The sequence below is a fragment of the Pseudomonas yangonensis genome (genome assembly GCF_009932725.1).
Taxonomy (GTDB): Bacteria; Pseudomonadota; Gammaproteobacteria; order Pseudomonadales; family Pseudomonadaceae; genus Aquipseudomonas; species Aquipseudomonas yangonensis.
Genome location: NZ_BLJU01000039.1, coordinates 13,129 through 32,266, shown reverse-complemented (window position 1 = coordinate 32,266; position 19,138 = coordinate 13,129). Strand labels below are relative to the sequence as shown.

At 63.6% G+C, this 19,138-nt stretch carries 17 protein-coding genes; 11 read left to right on the top strand and 6 right to left on the bottom strand.

All coding sequences use genetic code 11. The features are described from left to right. Positions 1-17: 17 nt before the first annotated feature. From GYB81_RS23125 to GYB81_RS23100, 6 genes are all read left to right on the top strand, one after another. Positions 18-656, top strand: a complete 639-nt coding sequence (locus GYB81_RS23125) for a tetratricopeptide repeat protein (protein WP_161867575.1) — start codon at positions 18-20, stop codon at positions 654-656. After that, positions 649-1,800 (top strand): outer membrane protein assembly factor BamB, encoded by a 1,152-nt coding sequence (gene bamB, locus GYB81_RS23120; protein WP_024309249.1) that lies wholly within the window; start codon positions 649-651, stop codon positions 1,798-1,800. Before GYB81_RS23125 ends, bamB begins: the two co-directional genes overlap by 8 nt. Before the next feature lie 98 nt (positions 1,801-1,898). Then, positions 1,899-3,374 carry a ribosome biogenesis GTPase Der gene (der, locus tag GYB81_RS23115; RefSeq protein ID WP_161867576.1) on the top strand — a complete coding sequence of 492 codons (1,476 nt, stop codon included), beginning with the start codon at positions 1,899-1,901 and terminating at the stop codon, positions 3,372-3,374. Between the two features lie 79 nt (positions 3,375-3,453). Then, positions 3,454-4,602, top strand: a complete 1,149-nt coding sequence (locus GYB81_RS23110) for a pyridoxal phosphate-dependent aminotransferase (protein ID WP_161867577.1) — start codon at positions 3,454-3,456, stop codon at positions 4,600-4,602. An 87-nt stretch (positions 4,603-4,689) separates the two neighbouring features. Further along, complete coding sequence (locus tag GYB81_RS23105; RefSeq protein WP_161867578.1) at positions 4,690-5,472, top strand: amidohydrolase; 783 nt, start codon at positions 4,690-4,692, stop codon at positions 5,470-5,472. 16 nt (positions 5,473-5,488) lie between these two features. Then, positions 5,489-5,944, top strand: coding sequence for a hypothetical protein (locus GYB81_RS23100; protein WP_161867579.1), 456 nt, complete (start codon positions 5,489-5,491; stop codon positions 5,942-5,944). 162 nt (positions 5,945-6,106) lie between these two features. On the opposite strand, the gene leuA is transcribed toward GYB81_RS23100, so the two are convergent. The 5 genes from leuA to GYB81_RS23075 all read right to left on the bottom strand — a co-directional run bounded on the left by leuA (position 6,107) and on the right by GYB81_RS23075 (position 12,717). Further along, positions 6,107-7,777 carry a 2-isopropylmalate synthase gene (gene leuA / locus GYB81_RS23095; protein ID WP_161867580.1) on the bottom strand — a complete coding sequence of 557 codons (1,671 nt, stop codon included), beginning with the start codon at positions 7,775-7,777 and terminating at the stop codon, positions 6,107-6,109. A gap of 304 nt (positions 7,778-8,081) precedes the next feature. Beyond that, positions 8,082-9,380 carry a mechanosensitive ion channel family protein gene (locus tag GYB81_RS23090; protein WP_161867581.1) on the bottom strand — a complete coding sequence of 433 codons (1,299 nt, stop codon included), beginning with the start codon at positions 9,378-9,380 and terminating at the stop codon, positions 8,082-8,084. Between the two features lie 133 nt (positions 9,381-9,513). Then, positions 9,514-10,326, bottom strand: coding sequence for a peptidoglycan DD-metalloendopeptidase family protein (locus GYB81_RS23085; RefSeq protein ID WP_161867596.1), 813 nt, complete (start codon positions 10,324-10,326; stop codon positions 9,514-9,516). Between the two features lie 97 nt (positions 10,327-10,423). Further along, positions 10,424-11,803, bottom strand: coding sequence for an exodeoxyribonuclease VII large subunit (gene xseA, locus GYB81_RS23080; protein WP_161867582.1), 1,380 nt, complete (start codon positions 11,801-11,803; stop codon positions 10,424-10,426). Further along, positions 11,800-12,717, bottom strand: coding sequence for a LysR family transcriptional regulator (locus GYB81_RS23075; RefSeq protein ID WP_178101912.1), 918 nt, complete (start codon positions 12,715-12,717; stop codon positions 11,800-11,802). The genes xseA and GYB81_RS23075 overlap by 4 nt, the downstream gene beginning before the upstream one ends. Positions 12,718-12,805: 88 nt before the next feature. On the opposite strand from GYB81_RS23075, the gene GYB81_RS23070 reads away from it, so the two are divergent. The 5 genes from GYB81_RS23070 (at position 12,806) to GYB81_RS23050 (ending at position 18,741) form a co-directional block, all read left to right on the top strand. Next, entirely contained in the window at positions 12,806-13,273 is a 468-nt protein-coding gene (locus GYB81_RS23070; protein ID WP_161867584.1) for a multidrug/biocide efflux PACE transporter, read from the top strand. A 55-nt stretch (positions 13,274-13,328) separates the two neighbouring features. Beyond that, a complete protein-coding gene (locus GYB81_RS23065) occupies positions 13,329-13,883 on the top strand; it encodes a sugar ABC transporter ATPase (RefSeq protein WP_161867585.1) in 555 nt (184 codons plus the stop codon). A 169-nt stretch (positions 13,884-14,052) separates the two neighbouring features. After that, positions 14,053-15,522, top strand: coding sequence for an IMP dehydrogenase (gene guaB / locus GYB81_RS23060; RefSeq protein WP_161867586.1), 1,470 nt, complete (start codon positions 14,053-14,055; stop codon positions 15,520-15,522). 128 nt (positions 15,523-15,650) lie between these two features. Further along, positions 15,651-17,231 carry a glutamine-hydrolyzing GMP synthase gene (gene guaA, locus GYB81_RS23055; RefSeq protein ID WP_161867587.1) on the top strand — a complete coding sequence of 527 codons (1,581 nt, stop codon included), beginning with the start codon at positions 15,651-15,653 and terminating at the stop codon, positions 17,229-17,231. A gap of 307 nt (positions 17,232-17,538) precedes the next feature. Next, positions 17,539-18,741 carry a tyrosine-type recombinase/integrase gene (locus GYB81_RS23050; protein ID WP_022579757.1) on the top strand — a complete coding sequence of 401 codons (1,203 nt, stop codon included), beginning with the start codon at positions 17,539-17,541 and terminating at the stop codon, positions 18,739-18,741. Positions 18,742-18,825: 84 nt separating this feature from the next. Here GYB81_RS23050 and GYB81_RS23045 read toward each other — a convergent pair whose 3' ends face one another. Beyond that, positions 18,826-19,089, bottom strand: coding sequence for a helix-turn-helix transcriptional regulator (locus GYB81_RS23045; protein WP_022579756.1), 264 nt, complete (start codon positions 19,087-19,089; stop codon positions 18,826-18,828). Positions 19,090-19,138 lie beyond the last annotated feature (49 nt).

Sequence of the window (19,138 nt, the reverse complement as noted above, 5' to 3'; positions counted from 1 at the left end):
GGAGTACGGGGTTAGACATGCAGACCGAAGACGAACAGATCGCGCAAATCAAGGACTGGTGGGATCGCAACGGCAAGCCTTTGCTGGCCGGCGGCGTATTGGCGCTGGTGGCTGTATTCGGCTGGCAGGGCTGGCAGAAGTACCAGGACAATCAGGCGCAAGGCGCTTCGGTGCTCTACCAGCAATTGCTGGAAACCGCGCTGGACCCGGCTGGCAAGCCCGATGCCGCTAAAGTCGCCGAACTGGCCGGCAAGCTCGACAGCGAGTTTGGCGGTACTCACTACGCGCAGTATGGCAGCCTGTTCGTCGCCAAGGTCGCGGTCGAAGCCAATCGTCTCGACGATGCCGCAGCCGCGCTGCAGCGCATACTCGACAAGCCGGCCGATGCCACGCTCGGCGAACTGGCGCGTCAGCGTCTGGCGCGTGTCCTGGCTGCTCAGGACAAGGCCGATGATGCGCTCAAGCTGCTCGATGCCAAGGTCGAGGATGCCTACCTCGCCAGCCGCGAAGAACTCAAGGGCGACCTGCTGGCTCAGCTGGGTCGCAGCGATGACGCGCACGCTGCCTATCAGAAGGCCAAGGATGCGCTGGCCGAAGACGCCGCCGTTGGCGGTCTGCAGATGAAGCTGGACGACCTGGCAAAAGGGGATGCGTGACGTGATGCGTTGGAAGAATGCCGCACTGCTGGCTCTGGCCGTTCTGGCCGTGGGTTGCAGCAGCAATAGCAAGAAGGAACTGCCGCCCGCCGAACTGACCAAGTTCGACGCTGAAGTTGAGCTGCGCACCGAATGGAGCCGCTCCGTTGGAGATGGTCAGGGCGAAACCTTCAACATGCTGGTACCGGCCATCGATGGCGAGGTGATCTACGCCGCCGACGTCGAGGGTCTGGTCATGGCCATGGACCGCACCAGCGGCAAGGTCATCTGGCGCAAGAAGCTCGACATCCCGGTGTCCGGCGCCATCGGCGTTGGCTACGGCCAGGTACTGCTGGGTACGCTCAAGGGCGAAGTGATCGCGCTGGACTCCAGCGACGGCGAAGAGCAATGGCGTTCGCGCGTGACCAGCGAAGTGCTGGCTGCGCCGGCCACCAATGGCGATATCGTCGTGGTGCAGACCCAGGACGACCGCCTGATCGCCTTCGATGCCAGCACCGGCAGCCAGCGCTGGATCGTCGAGAACACCCCGGCCGTGCTGACCCTGCGTGGTACCGGCGCGCCGCTGGTGACCAACCGCCTGGTAGTCGCCGGTCTGTCCAGCGGCAAAGTGATTGCGGTCGACGCCCAGCGCGGCCTGCCGGTCTGGGAACAGCGCGTTGCCATTCCGCAAGGTCGTTCCGAGCTGGAGCGCGTGGTGGATATCGACGGCGGTCTGCTGCTGTCCGGCGGCACCGTCTACGCGGTGAGCTACCAGGGCCGTGTCGCGGCCATGGACCTTGAGTCCGGCCGCGTGCTGTGGCAGCGCGAAGCCTCCAGCTCGGTAGGCGTCGCTCAGGGCTTCGGCAACGTTTACGTCAGCCATGCCAGCGGTACCGTCGAAGGTATCGACGAGCGCAGCGCCTCGGCCCTGTGGACCAATGATTCGATGGCGCGCCGTCAGCTCTCGGGCCCGGCGGTGTTCTCCAGTTATGTCGCCGTGGGTGACTTCGAGGGCTATCTGCACCTGCTGAGCCAGGTCGATGGTCGCTTCGTTGGCCGTACCCGCATCGACAGCGATGGCCTGCGCGCCCAGCCGCTGGTGGTGGGGGACTGGCTGTATGTCTACGGCAATAGCGGCAAGTTGGTGGCTTTGACCATCAAGTAAGCCGACTATGCTGCCTTAACCTGGCAGCACGCAGTATCCCGGCCGCTGCCCATGCAGCGGCCTTTGCATTTTCTGAATCAACTCAAGTGGAGAGCCTGATGGTTCCCGTAATTGCCCTGGTGGGTCGGCCGAACGTCGGCAAATCCACACTCTTCAACCGCCTGACCCGCAGCCGCGACGCCATCGTCGGCGACCTGTCCGGTCTGACCCGCGACCGCCAGTATGGCGAGGCGAAGTGGCAGGGGCGTACCTACATCGTGATCGACACCGGCGGTATTTCCGGTGACGAGGAGGGCATCGACGCGAAGATGGCCGAGCAGTCGCTGCAGGCCATCGAAGAGGCCGATGCCGTGCTGTTTTTGGTGGACGCGCGTGCCGGCATGACCGCCTCCGACCAGATGATCGGCGAGCACCTGCGCCGTCGTAACAAGCAGAGCTTCCTGGTGGTGAACAAGGTCGACAACCTCGATGTCGATCTGGCCCGCGCCGAATTCAGCCCCATGGGCCTGGGCGAGCCGCTGGCAATTGCCGGTGCCCATGGTCGCGGCATCACCCAGATGCTCGAAGTGGTGCTCGGTGCCTTCCCCAAGGATGCCGGCGAGCCGGAAGAGGGCGCCGAAGAGGAGGAGGTGCTCGAAGGCCAGGAAGCCAAGCGCATCCCCGGCCCCAGCGAGAAGGACGGCATCAAGCTGGCCATCATCGGCCGGCCCAACGTCGGCAAGTCCACCCTGGTCAACCGCATGCTCGGTGAAGAGCGGGTCATCGTCTATGACCAGGCCGGCACCACCCGTGACAGCATCTACATCCCCTTCGAGCGTGACGACGAGAAGTACACCCTGATCGATACCGCCGGTGTGCGCCGTCGTGGCAAGATCTTCGAGGCCGTGGAGAAGTTCTCCGTGGTCAAGACGCTGCAGGCCATCCAGGACTCCAACGTCGTGGTGTTCGTCATGGACGCCCGCGAGGGCGTGGTCGACCACGATCTCAACCTGCTCGGCTTCGTGCTGGAAAGCGGCCGCGCCCTGGTCATCGCCCTGAACAAGTGGGATGGCATGGATCAGGGGCAGAAGGACTACGTGAAGACCGAGCTGGAGCGCCGGCTGTTCTTCGTCGACTTCGCCGATATCCACTTCATCTCCGCCCTGCACGGTACGGGCGTCGGCCATCTGTACAAGTCGGTACAGGCCTCCTTCAAATCGGCCATCACCCGCTGGCCCACCAGCCGCCTGACGCAGATTCTCGAAGACGCCGTCAGTGACCACGCACCGCCTCTGGTCAACGGTCGCCGCATCAAGCTGCGCTATGCCCACCTGGGCGGTGCCAACCCGCCGCTGATCGTGATCCACGGTAACCAGGTCGACGCCGTGCCGCGCGCCTACACCCGTTACCTGGAGAACACCTTCCGCCGCGTGCTGAAACTGGTGGGGACGCCAATCCGCATCGAGTACAAGGGCGGCGAAAACCCCTACGAGGGCAACAAGAACAAGCTCACCGATCGCCAGGTGAACAAGAAGCGCCGCCTGATGAGCCACCACAAGAAGGCCGAGAAGAAGCGCAAGGACAAGAAAAAATAGCCCCAGGCTTCAAGCTACAGGCTGCAGGCGATAAGCTTGGACGCAATTTCCTGCAGCCTGGGGCCTGAAGCCTGTAGCCATGATTGTCAGCAAACTGCCCAACGTCGGCACCACCATCTTCACGCGGATGTCCCAGCTCGCGCTGGAGACTGGTGCGATCAATCTGTCTCAGGGCTTTCCCGATTTCGATGGGCCGCAGGCACTACGCGAAGCCGTGGCGCGCCACGTCATGGAAGGGCGTAACCAGTATTCGCCGATGACCGGCCTGCCCGCGTTGCGCCAGCAAGTGGCGGCGAAGATCGCCCGCAGCTATGGCGTGCAGCGGGATGCCGACAGCGAGATCACCATCACCCCCGGCGCTACCGAGGCGATCTTCTGCGCGGTGCAGGCGCTGATCCGTCCGGGTGATGAAGCCATCGTGCTCGACCCTTGCTACGACAGTTACGAGCCGTCGGTGGAGTTGGCCGGCGGGCGCTGCGTGCACGTACCCCTGGCATTACCGGACTTCGCCGTGGACTGGCAGCGCCTGAGTGATGCCATCAGCCCGCGTACCCGCCTGATCTTTCTCAACTCGCCGCACAACCCCAGCGGCGCACTGTTGAAGCGCGCTGATCTGGACAAGCTGGCCGAGCTGATTCGTGGGCGCGATATCCATGTGATCAGTGATGAGGTCTACGAGCACCTGATCTACGACGGCGCCCGCCATGCCAGCGTGCTGGCGCACGAGGAGCTGTATCGGCGTGCCTTCGTGGTCAGCTCCTTCGGCAAGACCTATCACGTTACCGGCTGGAAAACCGGTTATGTGGTGGCGCCGCCCGCATTGACCGCCGAATTGCGCAAGATTCACCAGTACGTCAATTTCTGTGGAGTGACGCCGCTGCAGTTCGGCCTGGCCGAGTTCATGGCTGCCTGTCCCGAGCATGTCGAGGCGTTGCCGGCTTTCTACCAGGCCAAGCGTGACCTGTTCTGCGACCTGCTGGGCGGTTCGCGTTTCACCTTCACCCGGGCGCCGGGGACCTATTTCCAGCTGGCCGACTATTCGGCCGTTCGCCCGGATCTGGACGATGTGGCCATGGCCGAGTGGCTGACCCGCGAGCATGGCGTGGCGGCGATACCGGTATCGGTGTTCTATCAATCCGCGCCCAAGGACATGCGCCTGGTGCGCTTCTGCTTTGCCAAGCGCGAGGACACCCTGCGCCAGGCCGCCGAGAAGCTCTGTGCGGTGTGAACCCTAGGAGCGAGCTGTGCTCGCGAAGCTTTCGTGGGCGTCATTCGCGAGCAGAGGACTAGACGTCCCCCATTCTGTGAGGCCCCAATGAGCAACAGACCCGATCTTGATCTGGCGCTGATCCAGACCACCCTGGCCTGGCATGACCCGGTCGCCAATCGCGAGCATTTTCAGACACTACTGGAGCAGGCACGTGGCGCCGATCTGGTGATCTTGCCGGAGATGTTCAGCACCGGTTTTTCCATGGAGTCGGCGGACCTGGCCGAGCCTGAGGACGGCCCGACGACGCTCTGGTTGCGGGCACAGGCGCAGGCCATCGGCGCGGTGGTCTGTGGCAGCCTGATCATCCAGGCGGCCGACGGCAGCTACCGCAATCGCCTGCTCTGGGCGCGCCCGGACGGTTCGCTGGGGCATTACGACAAACGTCATCTGTTTCGCATGGCCGGCGAGCACAAGCACTACAGCGCGGGCGACCAGCAGGTGGTGCTGGAGCTCAACGGCTGGCGCGTGCGCCCGCTGATCTGCTACGACCTGCGTTTTCCGGTGTGGAGCCGCGATGCCGCTGGCACCGATCTGCTGCTCTATACCGCGAACTGGCCCGGCGCTCGCCGCCAGCACTGGAACCGCCTGCTGCCGGCGCGAGCCATCGAGAACCTGTGCTATGTCGCGGCTGTGAACCGCGTCGGCGAGGACGGCAAGGGCCATGGTTATACTGGCGATTCCCAGGTGCTGGATTTCCAGGGCGAGACGCTCCTGGCGGCCGGCGATGGCGATGGTGTGTTTCGCGCGACGCTTTCGAGCCAGGCCCTGGCCGCCTACCGCGAGCGGTTCCCCGCGCACCTGGATGCCGACGCTTTTACCTTGAATTGATCCGGAGTGACACGACATGGACGTGCAACAAAGCAATCCCTTCCAGACACCGCAGGCCGACCTGCAGCAAGCCACCACCAATCAGCAGCCGCTTTACAGCATCGCTGGCGTCGGTCTGGCGACCTTTATCGGCACGCCGCTGGCTGGTGCCTGGCTGCTGGCGCATAACCTGCAGCTGCTCGGTCAGGCGCATCGCGTGGCCATGGTCTGGGGCATTTCCGTCGTACTGCTTTTGGTTACGCTGGTGCTGGCATTCGTGCTGCCCGAGGAGGTGCCGGCGCTACCGTTCGCTGTCGCGCAACTGATGGCGATGATCATGCTGGCAAAGAATCTGCAGGAGGCCGACCTCAAGCAACATGTCGAGGCCGGCGGTGCGTTCCTATCCAACTGGCGTGCGGCCGGTATCGGCCTGTTGTTCACCCTGGGCCTGGCTGCGCTGATGTTCGCGGTGCTGATGATTTTCGATATCTGAATGCCGCTTCCCGGATTTCATCCAGGCTACCAACGTCGGTAGGGCGGGTGCGACCCGCCGGACCCATGTGGCGGGTTTCACCCGCCCTACGCTCGAGACGGCCACGTACGCACACAAGAACGCCGGGCATTGCCCGGCGTTCTTGTGTTCAGCGCTGATGGATCAGGCCGCTTGCGACTCGGCCTGGCTCAGGGCGCGGTTCAATGCACTGAACAGGGCGCGGAAGCTGGCCGTGGTCAGGTTCTCGTCGATGCCGATGCCGTGCAGGGCGCGGCCACCGTTGACGCGCAGCTCGATGTACGCCGCAGCCTTGGCGTTGGCGCCGGCGCCGATGGCGTGCTCGCTGTAGTCCATGACCTCGACAGCCACCGGCAGGGCGGCGGCCAGCGCTTCCAGCGGGCCTTTGCCAATACCGCGCCAATGATGGTTCTCACCACCTTCGACGACTTCCACGTCGACGGCGCTGGTACCGTTCTCTTCCTGCAGGCGATGACCTTTCAGAGCGTAGGGACTGCGCGCTTGCAGATACTCGGTTTCGAGCAACTGGTAAATTTGCGCTGCGGTCATCTCCAGGCCAAGGCGGTCGGTTTCACGCTGCACCACCTGGCTGAATTCGATCTGCATGCGGCGCGGCAGGCTGATGCCGTATTCCTGTTCGAGCAGGAAGGTGATGCCGCCCTTGCCGGACTGGCTGTTGACGCGGATCACCGCCTCATAGTCGCGGCCGATGTCGGCCGGATCGATCGGCAGGTACGGCACCTCCCAAAGCGCATCTTCCTTCTGCTGGGCGAAGCCCTTGCGGATGGCGTCCTGGTGCGAGCCGGAGAAGGCGGTATGCACCAGGTCGCCGACGTATGGATGGCGTGGGTGTACCGGAATCTGGTTGCAGTCCTCGACCACCTTGCGCACGGCGTCGATATCGGAGAAGTCCAACTGCGGGTCGACGCCCTGGGTGTAGAGGTTCAACGCCAGGGTCACCAGGCAGACGTTGCCGGTGCGCTCGCCGTTGCCGAACAGGCAGCCCTCGACGCGGTCGGCACCGGCCATGACGGCCAGCTCCGAGGCGGCGACGCCGGTGCCGCGGTCATTATGGGTATGCACGCTGATCAGCACGCTGTCGCGCTTGCTCACATGGCGGCCGAACCATTCGATCTGGTCGGCGTAGTTGTTCGGCGTGGCGCACTCGATGGTGGCCGGCAGGTTGAGGATCAACTTGTTCGCCGGGGTCGGCTGGAACACGTCGATCACGGCGTTGCACACCTCGACGGCGAAGTCGATCTCGGTGCTGCTGAACACTTCCGGCGAATACTCGAAGCCCCACTGGGTTTCCGGTGCGGCGTCGGCCAGGCGCTTGATGGTGGTGCCGGCGGCCACGGCGATGGCTTTGACGCCGGCCTTGTCCTGGTTGAAGACGATTTTGCGGAAGCTCGGCGCGCAGGCGTTGTAGTAGTGAACGATGGCCTTCTTGGCGCCCTTGAGCGACTCGAAGGTGCGCTCGATGAGGTCGTCGCGCGCCTGGGTCAGCACCTGGATGGTCACGTCGTCTGGAATGTGGCCGCCTTCGATCAGCTCACGGACGAAGTCGAAATCGGTCTGCGAGGCGGACGGGAAGCCCACTTCGATTTCCTTCAGGCCGACTGCGAGCAGGCACTTGAAGAAGCGCATCTTCTTTTCGGCGTCCATCGGCTCGATCAGCGACTGGTTGCCGTCACGCAGGTCGGTGGACAGCCAGATCGGCGCCTTGTCGATGATCTTGTCCGGCCAGGTACGGTCGGGAATCTGGATCTGGGTGAAGGGGCGGTATTTCTTCGAAGGGTCTTTGAGCATGCTCATGAATCAATCCTGAACGCGAAGGCCAGACTGGCCGTGCTGAAAAATGAAAGGAGAAAAAGCAGGGAGATTCGGGGTCGGCAGACCCTAGCGCAGTCGTTGCGCGACCAGGCAGAGATTGGCGTGTTGCCGAAGGATGATGAGGGTCTGCGAGATGTTCATGAGGCCAACCCTAACTATTGGAGAAAAACCTGGCAAGCAGGCAGAGAAAATTGGTGAAAAAATGCGCCCGTAGTCGGTGAGTGGTTTTTTGTTGCGTTAATTCGTTGATCAGCAGGCTTTGATTGCGCAATGCGCTCGCGCTTCATCAAGGCCTTGGCGGGAGCACGCTGGCTCCCGCTGCGGGCTGCGCCTGCTCAGGGGCTGGGTGCAAGGCCGGACGTAGTTCGCGCATGTCCGCACCGCTTGGGTGCTGGAATACGCGCAGACCGAATTCGGGGAGGATGGCCAGCAGGTGGTCGAAGATGTCCGACTGGATGCCTTCGTAGGCGCTCCATGCCACGGTATTGGTGAAACAGTAGATTTCCAGCGGCAGGCCGTCGGCGGTCGGGCTGAGCTGGCGCACCATCAGGGTCATGTTCTGGTGAATGTTCGGGTTGTGCCGCAGGTAGTGCTCGATGTAGGCGCGAAAACTGCCGATGTTGGTGATACGACGGGTGTTGACCACTTGCTTGCCGTGTTCGGCCAGCTTCAGGTTCCAGTCGCGCAGTTCCTGATCCTTGTGATCCAGGTATTCGTCGAGCAGCATGAAGCGCCGCAAGCGGGCGATTTCCTCATCGCTGAGAAAGTGCACGCTGGTCTGGTCCAGATACAGCGCGCGCTTGATTCTGCGGCCGCCGGATTCCTGCATGCCGCGCCAGTTCTTGAAGGGGTCGGTGATGAAGCGCTTGGTCGGAATGGTGGTGATGGTCTTGTCCCAGTTCTGCACTTTCACCGTGTGCAAGGCGATGTCGATCACGTCGCCGTCGGCGTTCAGGTTGGGCATCTCCACCCAGTCGCCGACGCGGATGATGTCGCTGGAGGAGATCTGCACGCTGGCCACCAGCGACAGCAGGGTGTCCTGGAAGATCAGCAGCAATACGGCGGCCATGGCGCCGAGGCCGGACAGCAGAATCAGCGGCGAGCGGTCGATCAGCGCGGCCACGATGAGGATCGCAGCGATGGCGAAAATGGCGATCTTGATCACCTGCAGATAGCCCTTGATCGGCTTCAGGTGTGCGCTCGGCCGACGCTGGTAAAGCGTGTTGAGAATATCCAGCAGCGCGGCGATGGCCAGGGCGATGGTCAGCACGATGAAGGCGCTGCAGACGTTGCGGGTTACCTCCACGACGGCCACGGGCATGTTCGGTACCAGCATCACGCCACTGGACAACACCAGCGCCGGCACGACGTTGGAAAGACGCTTGATGATGCCGCTTTCCTTGATCCGGCCATGCTGGCCGACGGTCGTAGCGCCGATCACTCGATAGATGGCGCGCACCAGAATGTGCTTGACCAGCCAGTTCGATAGCCAGGCAGCCAGGATCAGTGCGAGGGTGGCGCTGAAGGTGAGCAGTTCCCGCTGTTGCTCCAGCCACTCCGTCCAGGTATTGAGCTCATTCGGCATATCCGGCTCCGACTCGGCTGTGGCGAAATAACGATAATCTTTGTTTTGCGGATTTTCGGGGGCCGTACCTTAGCAAAGTTGCCTGACGTGCCCAAAGCGGCGGGGTGGGTTTTCCCGCTGCGCAGTGATGCGCTCAGGGCTTGAACGCACCGATGAAGATCGCCGGGTCGACCCGCGCGTCGTTGAGGCTGACGTTCCAGTGCAGGTGTGGGCCGGTGGCGCGGCCAGTGGCGCCAACCTTGCCGATATGGCCACCGCGGGAAATCTCGTCGCCTAGCTTCACGTCGATTTCAGAGAGGTGACAGAACATGCTGATCAGGCCCTGGCCGTGATCGAGAAACACCGTCTTGCCATTGAAGAAGTAGTCGCCGATCAGAATCACCTTGCCGGCTGCCGGCGCCTTGATCGGCGTGCCGCGGTTGGCGGCGAAATCCAGCCCCGAGTGCGGGTTGCGTTCCTCGCCATTGAAGAAACGGCGCAGCCCGAAGGGGCTGGACAGCGGGCCGTTGACCGGTTTGTCGAACAACAGGTTGCTCGGCTGGCGTGCGCTGAACTGCCGATAGGCGCGGGTCTGCTCGGCCAGTTCGCGCTCGATGCGTGCCAGGTTCTTGGCGTTGGGCGTGACCTGTTGCTGGTTCTTGATGGTGATGCGCTGCTCGGCGTAGTGCTTGGCGCCGACCTGGAAGGTCAGGCGAGCACCGCCCTCGACCTCCACCTGCTGGGTGCCGGGCTTGACGCTTAACGGGATGCCGACAATGGCGATCCAGCGCTGGCCGTCTTCATGCACGGTGAGCACCGGCTTACCCTGATAGCGGACCTTGGGCGCCTGCGCCGGATTACCCAGATCGACCACTGCCACACCACCCGGCACCGGCTTGTTCAGCAGGCGGGTGATGAAGCCTTCGGCATGGGCGGGCAGGGCGAGGATAAGGGTCAACAGGCTTATGCAGAGTACTCGTAGACGCGAGCGCTGCTCGCGAACGTGCAGGCTGAAAAAACTTCGCGAGCAGAGCTCGCGCCTACGCAGGGATGCTGGCATTGGCTTAATCCAGTAGCGACAGGGTCGCCGGTTGTATGTGGTTGTCTTCGACGCGCACATCCAGCTCGCCTTCGCTCAGGCGCGCCTTGAGGCGTTGACCGGGCCGGGTCTGCGCAGCGTTGCGCACGGCCTGGCCGCGCTCGTCGAGAAGGATGCTATAGCCGCGGCCAAGGGTGGCCAGTGGGCTGACGATCTGCAGCTGTGCAGCCAGTGCCCCCAGTTGCTGACGCTGGCTGCGCAGTTGTGCCTGCATGGCGCGTGGCAGGCGTGCCGCCAGGCCGTCCAGACGCTGGCGCAGCAGGGCCAGGTTACGGCCCGGATGCTGCGCGGCGAGGCGTGCGTCGAGACGGGCCAGGCGTTCGCGCTGATTGGCAAATTGTTGGCTGAACGCGCGGCGCAGACGCATATCCAGATCGTCCAGGCGCTGGGCCTGCTGACGCAGGCGCTCGCCGGGATGACGCAGGCGCCGGCTGGTGCCCTCAAGACGCAGGCGTTCGCGGGCCAGGCGGCTCTGCATATGCAAGACCAGGCGACGCTGCAGGTTGTGCAGGCGCTGCACCAGTTCGCTGCTGTCCGGAGCCAGCAGTTCGGCGGCAGCCGAGGGCGTCGGTGCCCGTACGTCTGCGACGAAGTCGGCAATCGACACATCCGTCTCGTGCCCCACGGCGCTGACGATGGGCGTAACGCAGGCCGCTACGGCACGGGCCACCGCTTCCTCGTTGAAGCACCAGAGGTCTTCCAGCGAGCCGCCGCCACGGGCCAGGATCAGCGCGTCGAAACCTTGCGCATCGGCGCGTTGCACGGCTCGCACGATCTGTGCGGTGGCGTCGCGACCCTGCACCGCTGTAGGGATCAGGTTCAGCTCCACTTGCGGCGCCCGGCGGCGGAACACGCTGATGATGTCGCGGATTACCGCGCCCGTGGGCGAGGTGACGATGCCGATGCGCTTGGGATGGGCGGGCAGGGCGATCTTGCGCTCGGTGGAAAACAGACCCTCGGCGCCGAGCTTCTCCTTCAGCGCTTCGAAGGCCAGGCGCAGGGCGCCATCGCCGGCCGGCTCGACCGCATCGAGAATCAGCTGGTAGTCACCGCGGCCCTCGAATAGCGAAACCTTGCCGCGTACCTTAACCGCCAGGCCGTCACGCAGCGCCTGGCGCACGCGCGCGGCGTTCTGGCGGAACAGGGCGCAGCGCACCTGGGCCTGGTTGTCCTTGAGAGTGAAATAGATATGCCCCGAGGCCGGGCGGGCGAGGTTGGATATTTCGCCCTCGACCCAGATGCCGGAAAACACGTCCTCCAGCAGCAGGCGGGCGCGGTTGTTGAGCTGGCTGACGCTGAGTACCTCTCGGTCGAGGTTCAGGCGCGCGAAGGGATCGTTGATCATGGGGCTGCATGATAAGCGGAGTCGATAGCAGGCGCGACCGCGTCATCGAGCAGGCGCTCCAGCAACCAGGCGGCGACCGGGCGCAGAGCGCGCTGGCGCGACCACACCACATCGACCCGCGCGTGTCTTGGCCAGCCGGGCATTGGCAGTTCGTGCAGCAGTCCGTTGCCATGGTTGGCGACCAGCTCACGTGGCAGTTCGGCCCAACCAAAGCCGAGCGCTGCCATCTCCAGCAGCAACAGGAAATCCGGCGCAGACCAGCAGCGGCCGCCGCTGCTGGGAAGGTCGTCGGATGGCCTGTCGCTGCTGGCCACACTGGTCAGGCGCAACACGCGCCAGTTGGTCAGATCCTCGGCCGTGATCGATTGCTGCTTCGCCAGCGGATGCTCCCGTGCCACGAACAGGCCGAACTGGGTGTTGGCTGCGACGCTGGCGTGGGCGATGTCGGGAGGATAGGCCGGCTGCGCTGCCAGCAAGCCGAGATGGGCGCGACCCTGGCAAACCAGGTCCAACACGTCGGCGTGCTCGGCAATCAGGCACTCGAACTCCAGGTCGGGAAAGCGCCGGTCCAGTTCGACCAGGCGCGCCTGGTACTGCTTGGGCTGGTAGGCGTCCGACAATACAAGGGTCAGCTTCGCTTCCTGACCAGCGGCCAGGCTGGCGGCATGGCGGGCCAGGCGATCACTGGCGGCGAGCACCTCTTCGGCGCGTGCCAGCAGGCTGCTGCCGGCTTCGGTCAACTGCAGCCGCCGCGGACCGCGCTCGAACAGTTCGACGCCAAGGTCCAGCTCCAGGCGGGCCACCGCTTCGCTGATGGTTGATTGGCTCTTGCCTAAGCGCCGAGCGGCTGCGCTGAGGGAGCCGCAGCTGGCGGCCTGAGCGAAGGCCTGAAGTGATTCGGGTGAAGGATTCATATCGGCTTTACCGATGGCAGCTGGTTTGTTGATAACAGAAAAGCCGATGATCATAGCGCCGGTCACATTTCTTCACGAGGCTTTATTCATGACTGAGTCCCTGCAGCGTTCCCTTTGGGAGCGGATGGGCCACGCGCTGGCCTTCGAGTTCATTGCGGTCAGTATCTGCGCGCCGACCCTGGCCTGGCTGATGAACAAGCCGCTCGGCCAGATGGGGGCACTGACGCTGATGTTCGCCACCATCGCCATGCTCTGGAACATGCTGTTCAACTATCTGTTCGATCAGGCGCAGCGGCGTATGGGCTTTCACCGTGGAGTCAAGGCGCGGCTGTGCCACGCACTGCTGTTCGAGGCCGGGTTGATCCTGGTGCTGGTGCCGCTGGCCGCCTGGTGGCTGTCGATCAGCCTGTGGGCGGCTTTCTGGCTGGACATCGGCCTGATCCTGTTCTTCCTGCCCTATACCGTGGCATTCAACTGGGGCTATGACGTGCTGCGGGCGCGCTGGGTGGCACGTCGTGAGGCGCAGGCAAGCGCTGCGATCTGTCGCGGGGCTTGATTTGCCGGCGGCAGCGCCTAAGCTGCCGCCTTTCTTCGCCATCCGTTCGAACGTCATGACCGCGCAACTGATCCTCGTCCCGCAGATATCCACGCTTCCCGCTCACGAGCAAAAGGCCCAGGCCACGCTGCGCTGGCTGGTCAAGCGGGAGATCGTCGAGGCACTGCCGACCACCTGCGGCCAGGGCGGCAACGGCATGGCCTATGCCATAGGACCTGGCGCCCGGCGCATCGCCCAGCGTCCCGAGTTGCTGCCCTATGGCCAGCCGCATAACGGCCTGGAAATCATCACCCACCGCTGCATCTACGTGCCGACGCGTGATTTTCTCGAAGAAGCCGGCTGCGCCGAATGCCGCAAAGAGGTGGGCGTGCCGCTGTTCGACAGCCTGGAGGAGTGGTGGCCGGGGGAGACTGACAACTTCATCTGCCCCGAATGCGGGCATGAGGATGACATCAACGGCTTCCTGTTCCTGCAGCCTTGCGGCTTTTCCAACCTGGGCTTCATCTTCAACGGCTGGATGGACGCTGGTCTGCGCCCTGCATTCGTCGAGGAGTTCGGCGAACGGCTGGGCTTTGCAGTCAGGCAGGTACGGGTCGACGATCCGGCCTGAGCCTGCATTCCCCAGGCCGTACGGAGCCCGTCGATATCGCCGTTTCCAGCACTCGCTTGCCGAGGGGCCGTTTCGTGATATGTCTATTTGAAGGCACACTTTGCATTGAGTGCAGCAGGCGCGCTGGGTATAATGCCGCGCTTCTTATTTTCCCGCTCGGGAGCCCGCCATGCTGCGCATCAGCCAAGAAGCACTCACTTTCGACGACGTCCTGCTCATTCCCGGTTATTCCGAGGTTCTGCCCAAGGACGTCAGCCTGAAGACCCGCCTGACCCGCGGCATCGAACTGAATATCCCGCTGCTGTCCGCTGCCATGGATACGGTCACCGAAGCGCGCCTGGCCATCGCCATGGCTCAGGAAGGCGGCATCGGCATCATCCACAAGAACATGACCATCGAGCAGCAGGCTGCCGAAGTGCGCAAGGTCAAGAAGTTCGAGGCCGGCGTGGTCAAGGACCCGATCACCATCGAGGCCGACGCCACCGTGCGTGACCTGTTCGAGCTGACCCGGCAGAACAACATCTCCGGTGTTCCGGTACTTTCCAACGGTGACCTGGTGGGCATCGTCACCTCCCGCGACGTGCGCTTCGAGAACCGTCTGGACGCCCTGGTACGTGACGTGATGACGCCTAAAGAGCGCCTGGTCACCGTCAAGGAAGGCGCCGACAAGGAAACCGTTCGCGAGCTGCTGCACAAGCACCGCATCGAGAAAGTACTGATCGTCGACGACGCTTTCACCCTCAAGGGCATGATGACCGTCAAGGACATCGAAAAAGCCAAGGCCTACCCGCTGGCCAGCAAGGACGACCAGGGCCGTCTGCGCGTCGGCGCTGCCGTCGGTACCGGTGCCGACACCGGTGACCGTGTTGCCGCGCTGGTCAACGCTGGTGTCGACGTGATCATCGTCGACACCGCCCACGGCCACTCCAAGGGCGTGATCGACCGCGTACGCTGGGTCAAGGAGAATTTCCCGGAAGTCCAGGTGATCGGCGGCAACATCGCCACTGGCGCCGCTGCCAAGGCGCTGGTCGAAGCGGGTGCCGATGGCGTCAAGGTCGGCATTGGCCCGGGCTCCATCTGCACCACCCGTATCGTCGCAGGCGTCGGCGTCCCGCAAATCAGCGCCGTGGCCAATGTTGCCGCCGCGCTGGCTGGCACCGGTGTACCGCTGATCGCTGACGGCGGCATCCGTTTCTCCGGCGACCTGTCCAAGGCCATCGTCGCCGGCGCTTCCGCCGTGATGATCGGTTCCATGCTGGCCGGCACCGAAGAAGCCCCGGGCGAAGTCGAGCTGTTCCAGGGCCGTTCCTACAAGGCCTACCGCGGCATGGGCTCGCTGGGTGCCATGGCGCAGGCGCAGGGCTCGAGCGACCGCTACTTCCAGGACTCCTCGGCCGGTGCCGAGAAACTGGTGCCGGAAGGTATCGAAGGCCGCGTGCCCTACAAGGGCGCGATGAGCGCCATCGTTCACCAGCTGATGGGTGGTCTGCGTGCCTCCATGGGCTATACCGGCTGCGCCACCGTCGAGGAAATGCGCACCAAGCCCGAGTTCGTACGCATCACCGGCGCCGGCATGGCCGAGTCGCACGTCCACGACGTGCAGATCACCAAAGAGGCGCCGAACTACCGGGTGGGCTAAAGACTCACGGCCTCAGGCTGCAGGCGGCAGGCTACAGGCTTGCCGCAGTGGCTTGAGGCGCTGCTTTTCCTGAAGCCTGCAGCCTGTGGCTTGCAGCCCTTTTTCAAGCTGTCTCTTCGAGGCCCACTATGTCTGTCCCTGACATTCACGCCCACCGCATCCTCATTCTGGACTTCGGCTCCCAGTACACCCAACTGATCGCCCGCCGCGTGCGCGAGATCGGTGTCTATTGCGAACTGCACCCCTGGGACATGAGCGACGAGGACATCCGCGCCTTCGCCCCGCGCGGCATCATCCTCGCCGGCGGCCCGGAGTCGGTGCACGAAGCGGGTAGCCCGCGCGCGCCGCAGGCCGTGTTCGATCTGAATGTCCCGATCCTGGGCATCTGCTACGGCATGCAGACCATGGCCGAGCAGCTTGGCGGCAAGGTGGAAGGCTCCGACCTGCGCGAGTTCGGCTACGCCCGCGTCGACGTGGTCGGCAAGAGCCAGCTGCTGGCCGGCATCGAAGACCATGTCGACGCTGACGGTGTGTTCGGCCTCGACGTCTGGATGAGCCACGGTGACAAGGTTACCCGCCTGCCGGAAGGCTTCCACATCCTCGCCAGCACCCCGAGCTGCCCGATCGCCGCCATGTGCGACGACACCCGCCACTACTACGGCGTGCAGTTCCACCCGGAAGTGACCCACACCAAGCAGGGCGGTCGTATTCTTTCGCGCTTCGTGCTGGAAATCAGCGGCTGCGAGGCCCTGTGGACCCCGGCCAACATCGTCGAAGACGCCGTTGCCGCCGTACGCGCCCAGGTCGGCGACGCCAATGTGCTGCTCGGCCTGTCCGGTGGCGTTGACTCCTCGGTGGTCGCGGCGCTGCTGCACAAGGCCATCGGCGATCAGCTGACCTGCGTATTCGTCGACAACGGCCTGCTGCGCCTGCACGAGGGCGACCAGGTAATGGCCATGTTCGCCGAGAACATGGGCGTCAAGGTGATTCGCGCCAATGCCGAGGAGCAGTTCCTCTCCAACCTGGCCGGCGAAGCCGACCCGGAGAAGAAGCGCAAGATCATCGGCCGCACCTTCATCGACGTGTTCGATGCCGAGGCCAGCAAGCTGGACAACATCCAGTTCCTCGCCCAGGGCACCATCTACCCGGACGTGATCGAGTCGGCCGGCGCCAAGAGCGGCAAAGCCCACGTGATCAAGAGCCACCACAACGTCGGTGGCCTGCCCGAGGAAATGAACCTCAAGCTGGTCGAGCCGCTGCGTGAACTGTTCAAGGATGAAGTGCGCAAGATCGGCCTGGAGCTGGGCCTGCCGTACGACATGGTTTACCGCCACCCGTTCCCGGGGCCGGGCCTGGGCGTGCGCATCCTCGGTGAAGTGAAGAAGGAATACGCCGACCTGCTGCGCCGCGCCGACCATATCTTCATCGAAGAGCTGCGCAAGGCCGACTGGTACCACAAGACCAGTCAGGCCTTCGTGGTGTTCCAGCCGGTGAAATCGGTCGGCGTCGTCGGTGACGGCCGTCGCTATGCCTGGGTCGTGGCCCTGCGCGCCGTCGAGACCGTGGACTTCATGACCGCTCGCTGGGCGCACCTGCCCTACGAGCTGCTGGAAACCGTCAGCGGCCGCATCATCAACGAGATCGAAGGCATCTCCCGCGTCACCTACGACGTGTCGAGCAAGCCGCCAGCGACCATCGAGTGGGAGTGATCCGGCGTCTGGCACTGGCTGGCATCTAGTAGCACTAAAACACACCTAAGCCCGCGTCACTGCGGGCTTTTTTGTGATTTCGTTCAGCACCGCCTGGCAACATTTGGCATCGCCAAGCACCGTTTTTTCATGGCATGATGGATGGCATTGAATGCTTCTATGCCATGAGAAGTCGCCAATACCATGCAACCACCTTGCGGATGTTCATGGTATCGAATTTGTGTAAGACGATGATTTAATTGTTGTTTTACGCCAGGATGGGCCGGTTTTCTGATCATGGTATTTGAGCTGAATCAGGGCGAGAACCATGTTGACCGATACCAAGCTGCGCAACCTCAAGCCGAAGGACAAGCTCTACAAGGTGAATGACCGTGACGGCCTCTATGTAGCCGTCACGGCCGCCGGAGCGATCTCGTTCCGCTACAACTACTCGATCCACGGTAGGCAGGAGACCATCACCTTCGGCCGCTACGGTGTCGGCGGCATCACCTTGGCGGAAGCCCGCGAGCGGTTGGGCGAGGCCAAGAAGATGGTCGCGGCCGGGAAGTCACCGGCCAAGGAAAAGGCGCGGGACAAGGCCCGCGTCAAGGACGCGGAGACGTTCGGGGCCTGGGCGGAAAAGTGGCTGCGCGGCTACCAGATGGCCGACTCCACCCGCGACATGCGCCGCTCGGTCTACGAGCGCGAGCTGAAGCCGAAGTTCGGCAATCAGAAGCTGGTGGAGATCACCCACGAAGACTTGCGCGCGCTGACCGATGCCATCGTCGAGCGCGGCGCGCCGGCGACAGCCGTGCATGTCCGCGAGGTGGTGCTCCAGGTCTTTCGCTGGGCCATCGAGCGCGGCCAGAAGGTCGAGAACCCGGCCGAGCTGGTGCGCCCGACGACCATTGCCAAGTTCGAGCCGCGCGACCGTGCGCTGACGCCCGACGAGATCGGCCTGATGTACCAGTACATGGAGCGCATCGGCACAGCGCCATCCATTCGGGCGGCGGCCAAGCTGCTGCTGTTGACGATGGTGCGCAAGAGCGAGCTGACTAACGCGACATGGAGCGAGATCAATTTCAGCGACGCGCTTTGGACGATCCCGAAGGAGCGGATGAAGCGGCGCAATCCGCACCTGGTGTTCCTGTCCCGGCAGGCGCTGGACATCTTCATTGCCCTGAAAACCTTCGCAGGGGGATCGGACTACGTGCTTCCGTCGCGGTATGACTCGGATTTACCCATGAGCAGCGCCACGCTCAACCAGGTGCTGACGCTGACGTATCGGCTGGCGCAGAAGGAGGGGCGGTCGCTCGCCAAGTTCGGGCCACATGACTTGCGGCGCACGGCCAGCACGTTGTTGCATGAAGCCGGCTACAACACGGACTGGATCGAGAAGTGCCTGGCACACGAGCAGAGAGGCGTCAGGGCCGTCTACAACAAGGCCGAGTACCGCGAGCAGCGCACGGCGATGTTGCAGGACTGGGCGGACATGATCGACGAATGGACGCTGAGACGGCCGAAGGTGTAAACCAGACGAAGGCAGGTTAGGCAGCGCCGCCTGAGCATCGAGGCATGGCCTCGGGTTTCATTGACACTTGAGGGGCGCAGCGTTTTAGCCGCTAAAAGGGGCAGCAGAGCCGCCGGCCACGGCAGACGGAGTGAAGCCAGGGCGCATGGCCTGAGTGCCCGACGACTTCCGCGCCTCTATCCATTCCTCGACCTCGGCCAAGTCCCAGGCGACGTTTCGGCTGGTGAGTGCGATCCGGCGCGGAAACTCCCCGCGCTGCTCCATGTTGAAGATCGTGCGCTCAGACAGCGGGATCATCGCCAGTAGCTTCTTCCGATTGATGAGCGTCTTGCTTGTCGTTGCCTGCATCCCCTGGCCTCTTTCAGTCACTTGCGAACATGTGCCTGATGGTGCCTGG

Excerpts from the sequence above, each read along its gene's own strand:
- GYB81_RS23110 (WP_161867577.1), top strand. The coding sequence starts at position 3,454 with ATGATTGTCAGCAAACTGCCCAACGTCGGCACCACCATCTTCACGCGG.
- GYB81_RS23090 (WP_161867581.1), bottom strand. The coding sequence starts at position 9,380 with ATGCCGAATGAGCTCAATACCTGGACGGAGTGGCTGGAGCAACAGCGG.
- bamB (WP_024309249.1), top strand. The coding sequence starts at position 649 with ATGCGTGACGTGATGCGTTGGAAGAATGCCGCACTGCTGGCTCTGGCC.
- der (WP_161867576.1), top strand. The coding sequence starts at position 1,899 with ATGGTTCCCGTAATTGCCCTGGTGGGTCGGCCGAACGTCGGCAAATCC.
- GYB81_RS23065 (WP_161867585.1), top strand. The coding sequence starts at position 13,329 with ATGACCGCGCAACTGATCCTCGTCCCGCAGATATCCACGCTTCCCGCT.
- GYB81_RS23050 (WP_022579757.1), top strand. The coding sequence starts at position 17,539 with ATGTTGACCGATACCAAGCTGCGCAACCTCAAGCCGAAGGACAAGCTC.
- leuA (WP_161867580.1), bottom strand. The coding sequence starts at position 7,777 with ATGAGCATGCTCAAAGACCCTTCGAAGAAATACCGCCCCTTCACCCAG.
- GYB81_RS23070 (WP_161867584.1), top strand. The coding sequence starts at position 12,806 with ATGACTGAGTCCCTGCAGCGTTCCCTTTGGGAGCGGATGGGCCACGCG.
- GYB81_RS23105 (WP_161867578.1), top strand. The coding sequence starts at position 4,690 with ATGAGCAACAGACCCGATCTTGATCTGGCGCTGATCCAGACCACCCTG.
- GYB81_RS23100 (WP_161867579.1), top strand. The coding sequence starts at position 5,489 with ATGGACGTGCAACAAAGCAATCCCTTCCAGACACCGCAGGCCGACCTG.
- GYB81_RS23045 (WP_022579756.1), bottom strand. The coding sequence starts at position 19,089 with ATGCAGGCAACGACAAGCAAGACGCTCATCAATCGGAAGAAGCTACTG.
- xseA (WP_161867582.1), bottom strand. The coding sequence starts at position 11,803 with ATGATCAACGATCCCTTCGCGCGCCTGAACCTCGACCGAGAGGTACTC.
- guaA (WP_161867587.1), top strand. The coding sequence starts at position 15,651 with ATGTCTGTCCCTGACATTCACGCCCACCGCATCCTCATTCTGGACTTC.
- GYB81_RS23125 (WP_161867575.1), top strand. The coding sequence starts at position 18 with ATGCAGACCGAAGACGAACAGATCGCGCAAATCAAGGACTGGTGGGAT.
- GYB81_RS23075 (WP_178101912.1), bottom strand. The coding sequence starts at position 12,717 with ATGAATCCTTCACCCGAATCACTTCAGGCCTTCGCTCAGGCCGCCAGC.
- guaB (WP_161867586.1), top strand. The coding sequence starts at position 14,053 with ATGCTGCGCATCAGCCAAGAAGCACTCACTTTCGACGACGTCCTGCTC.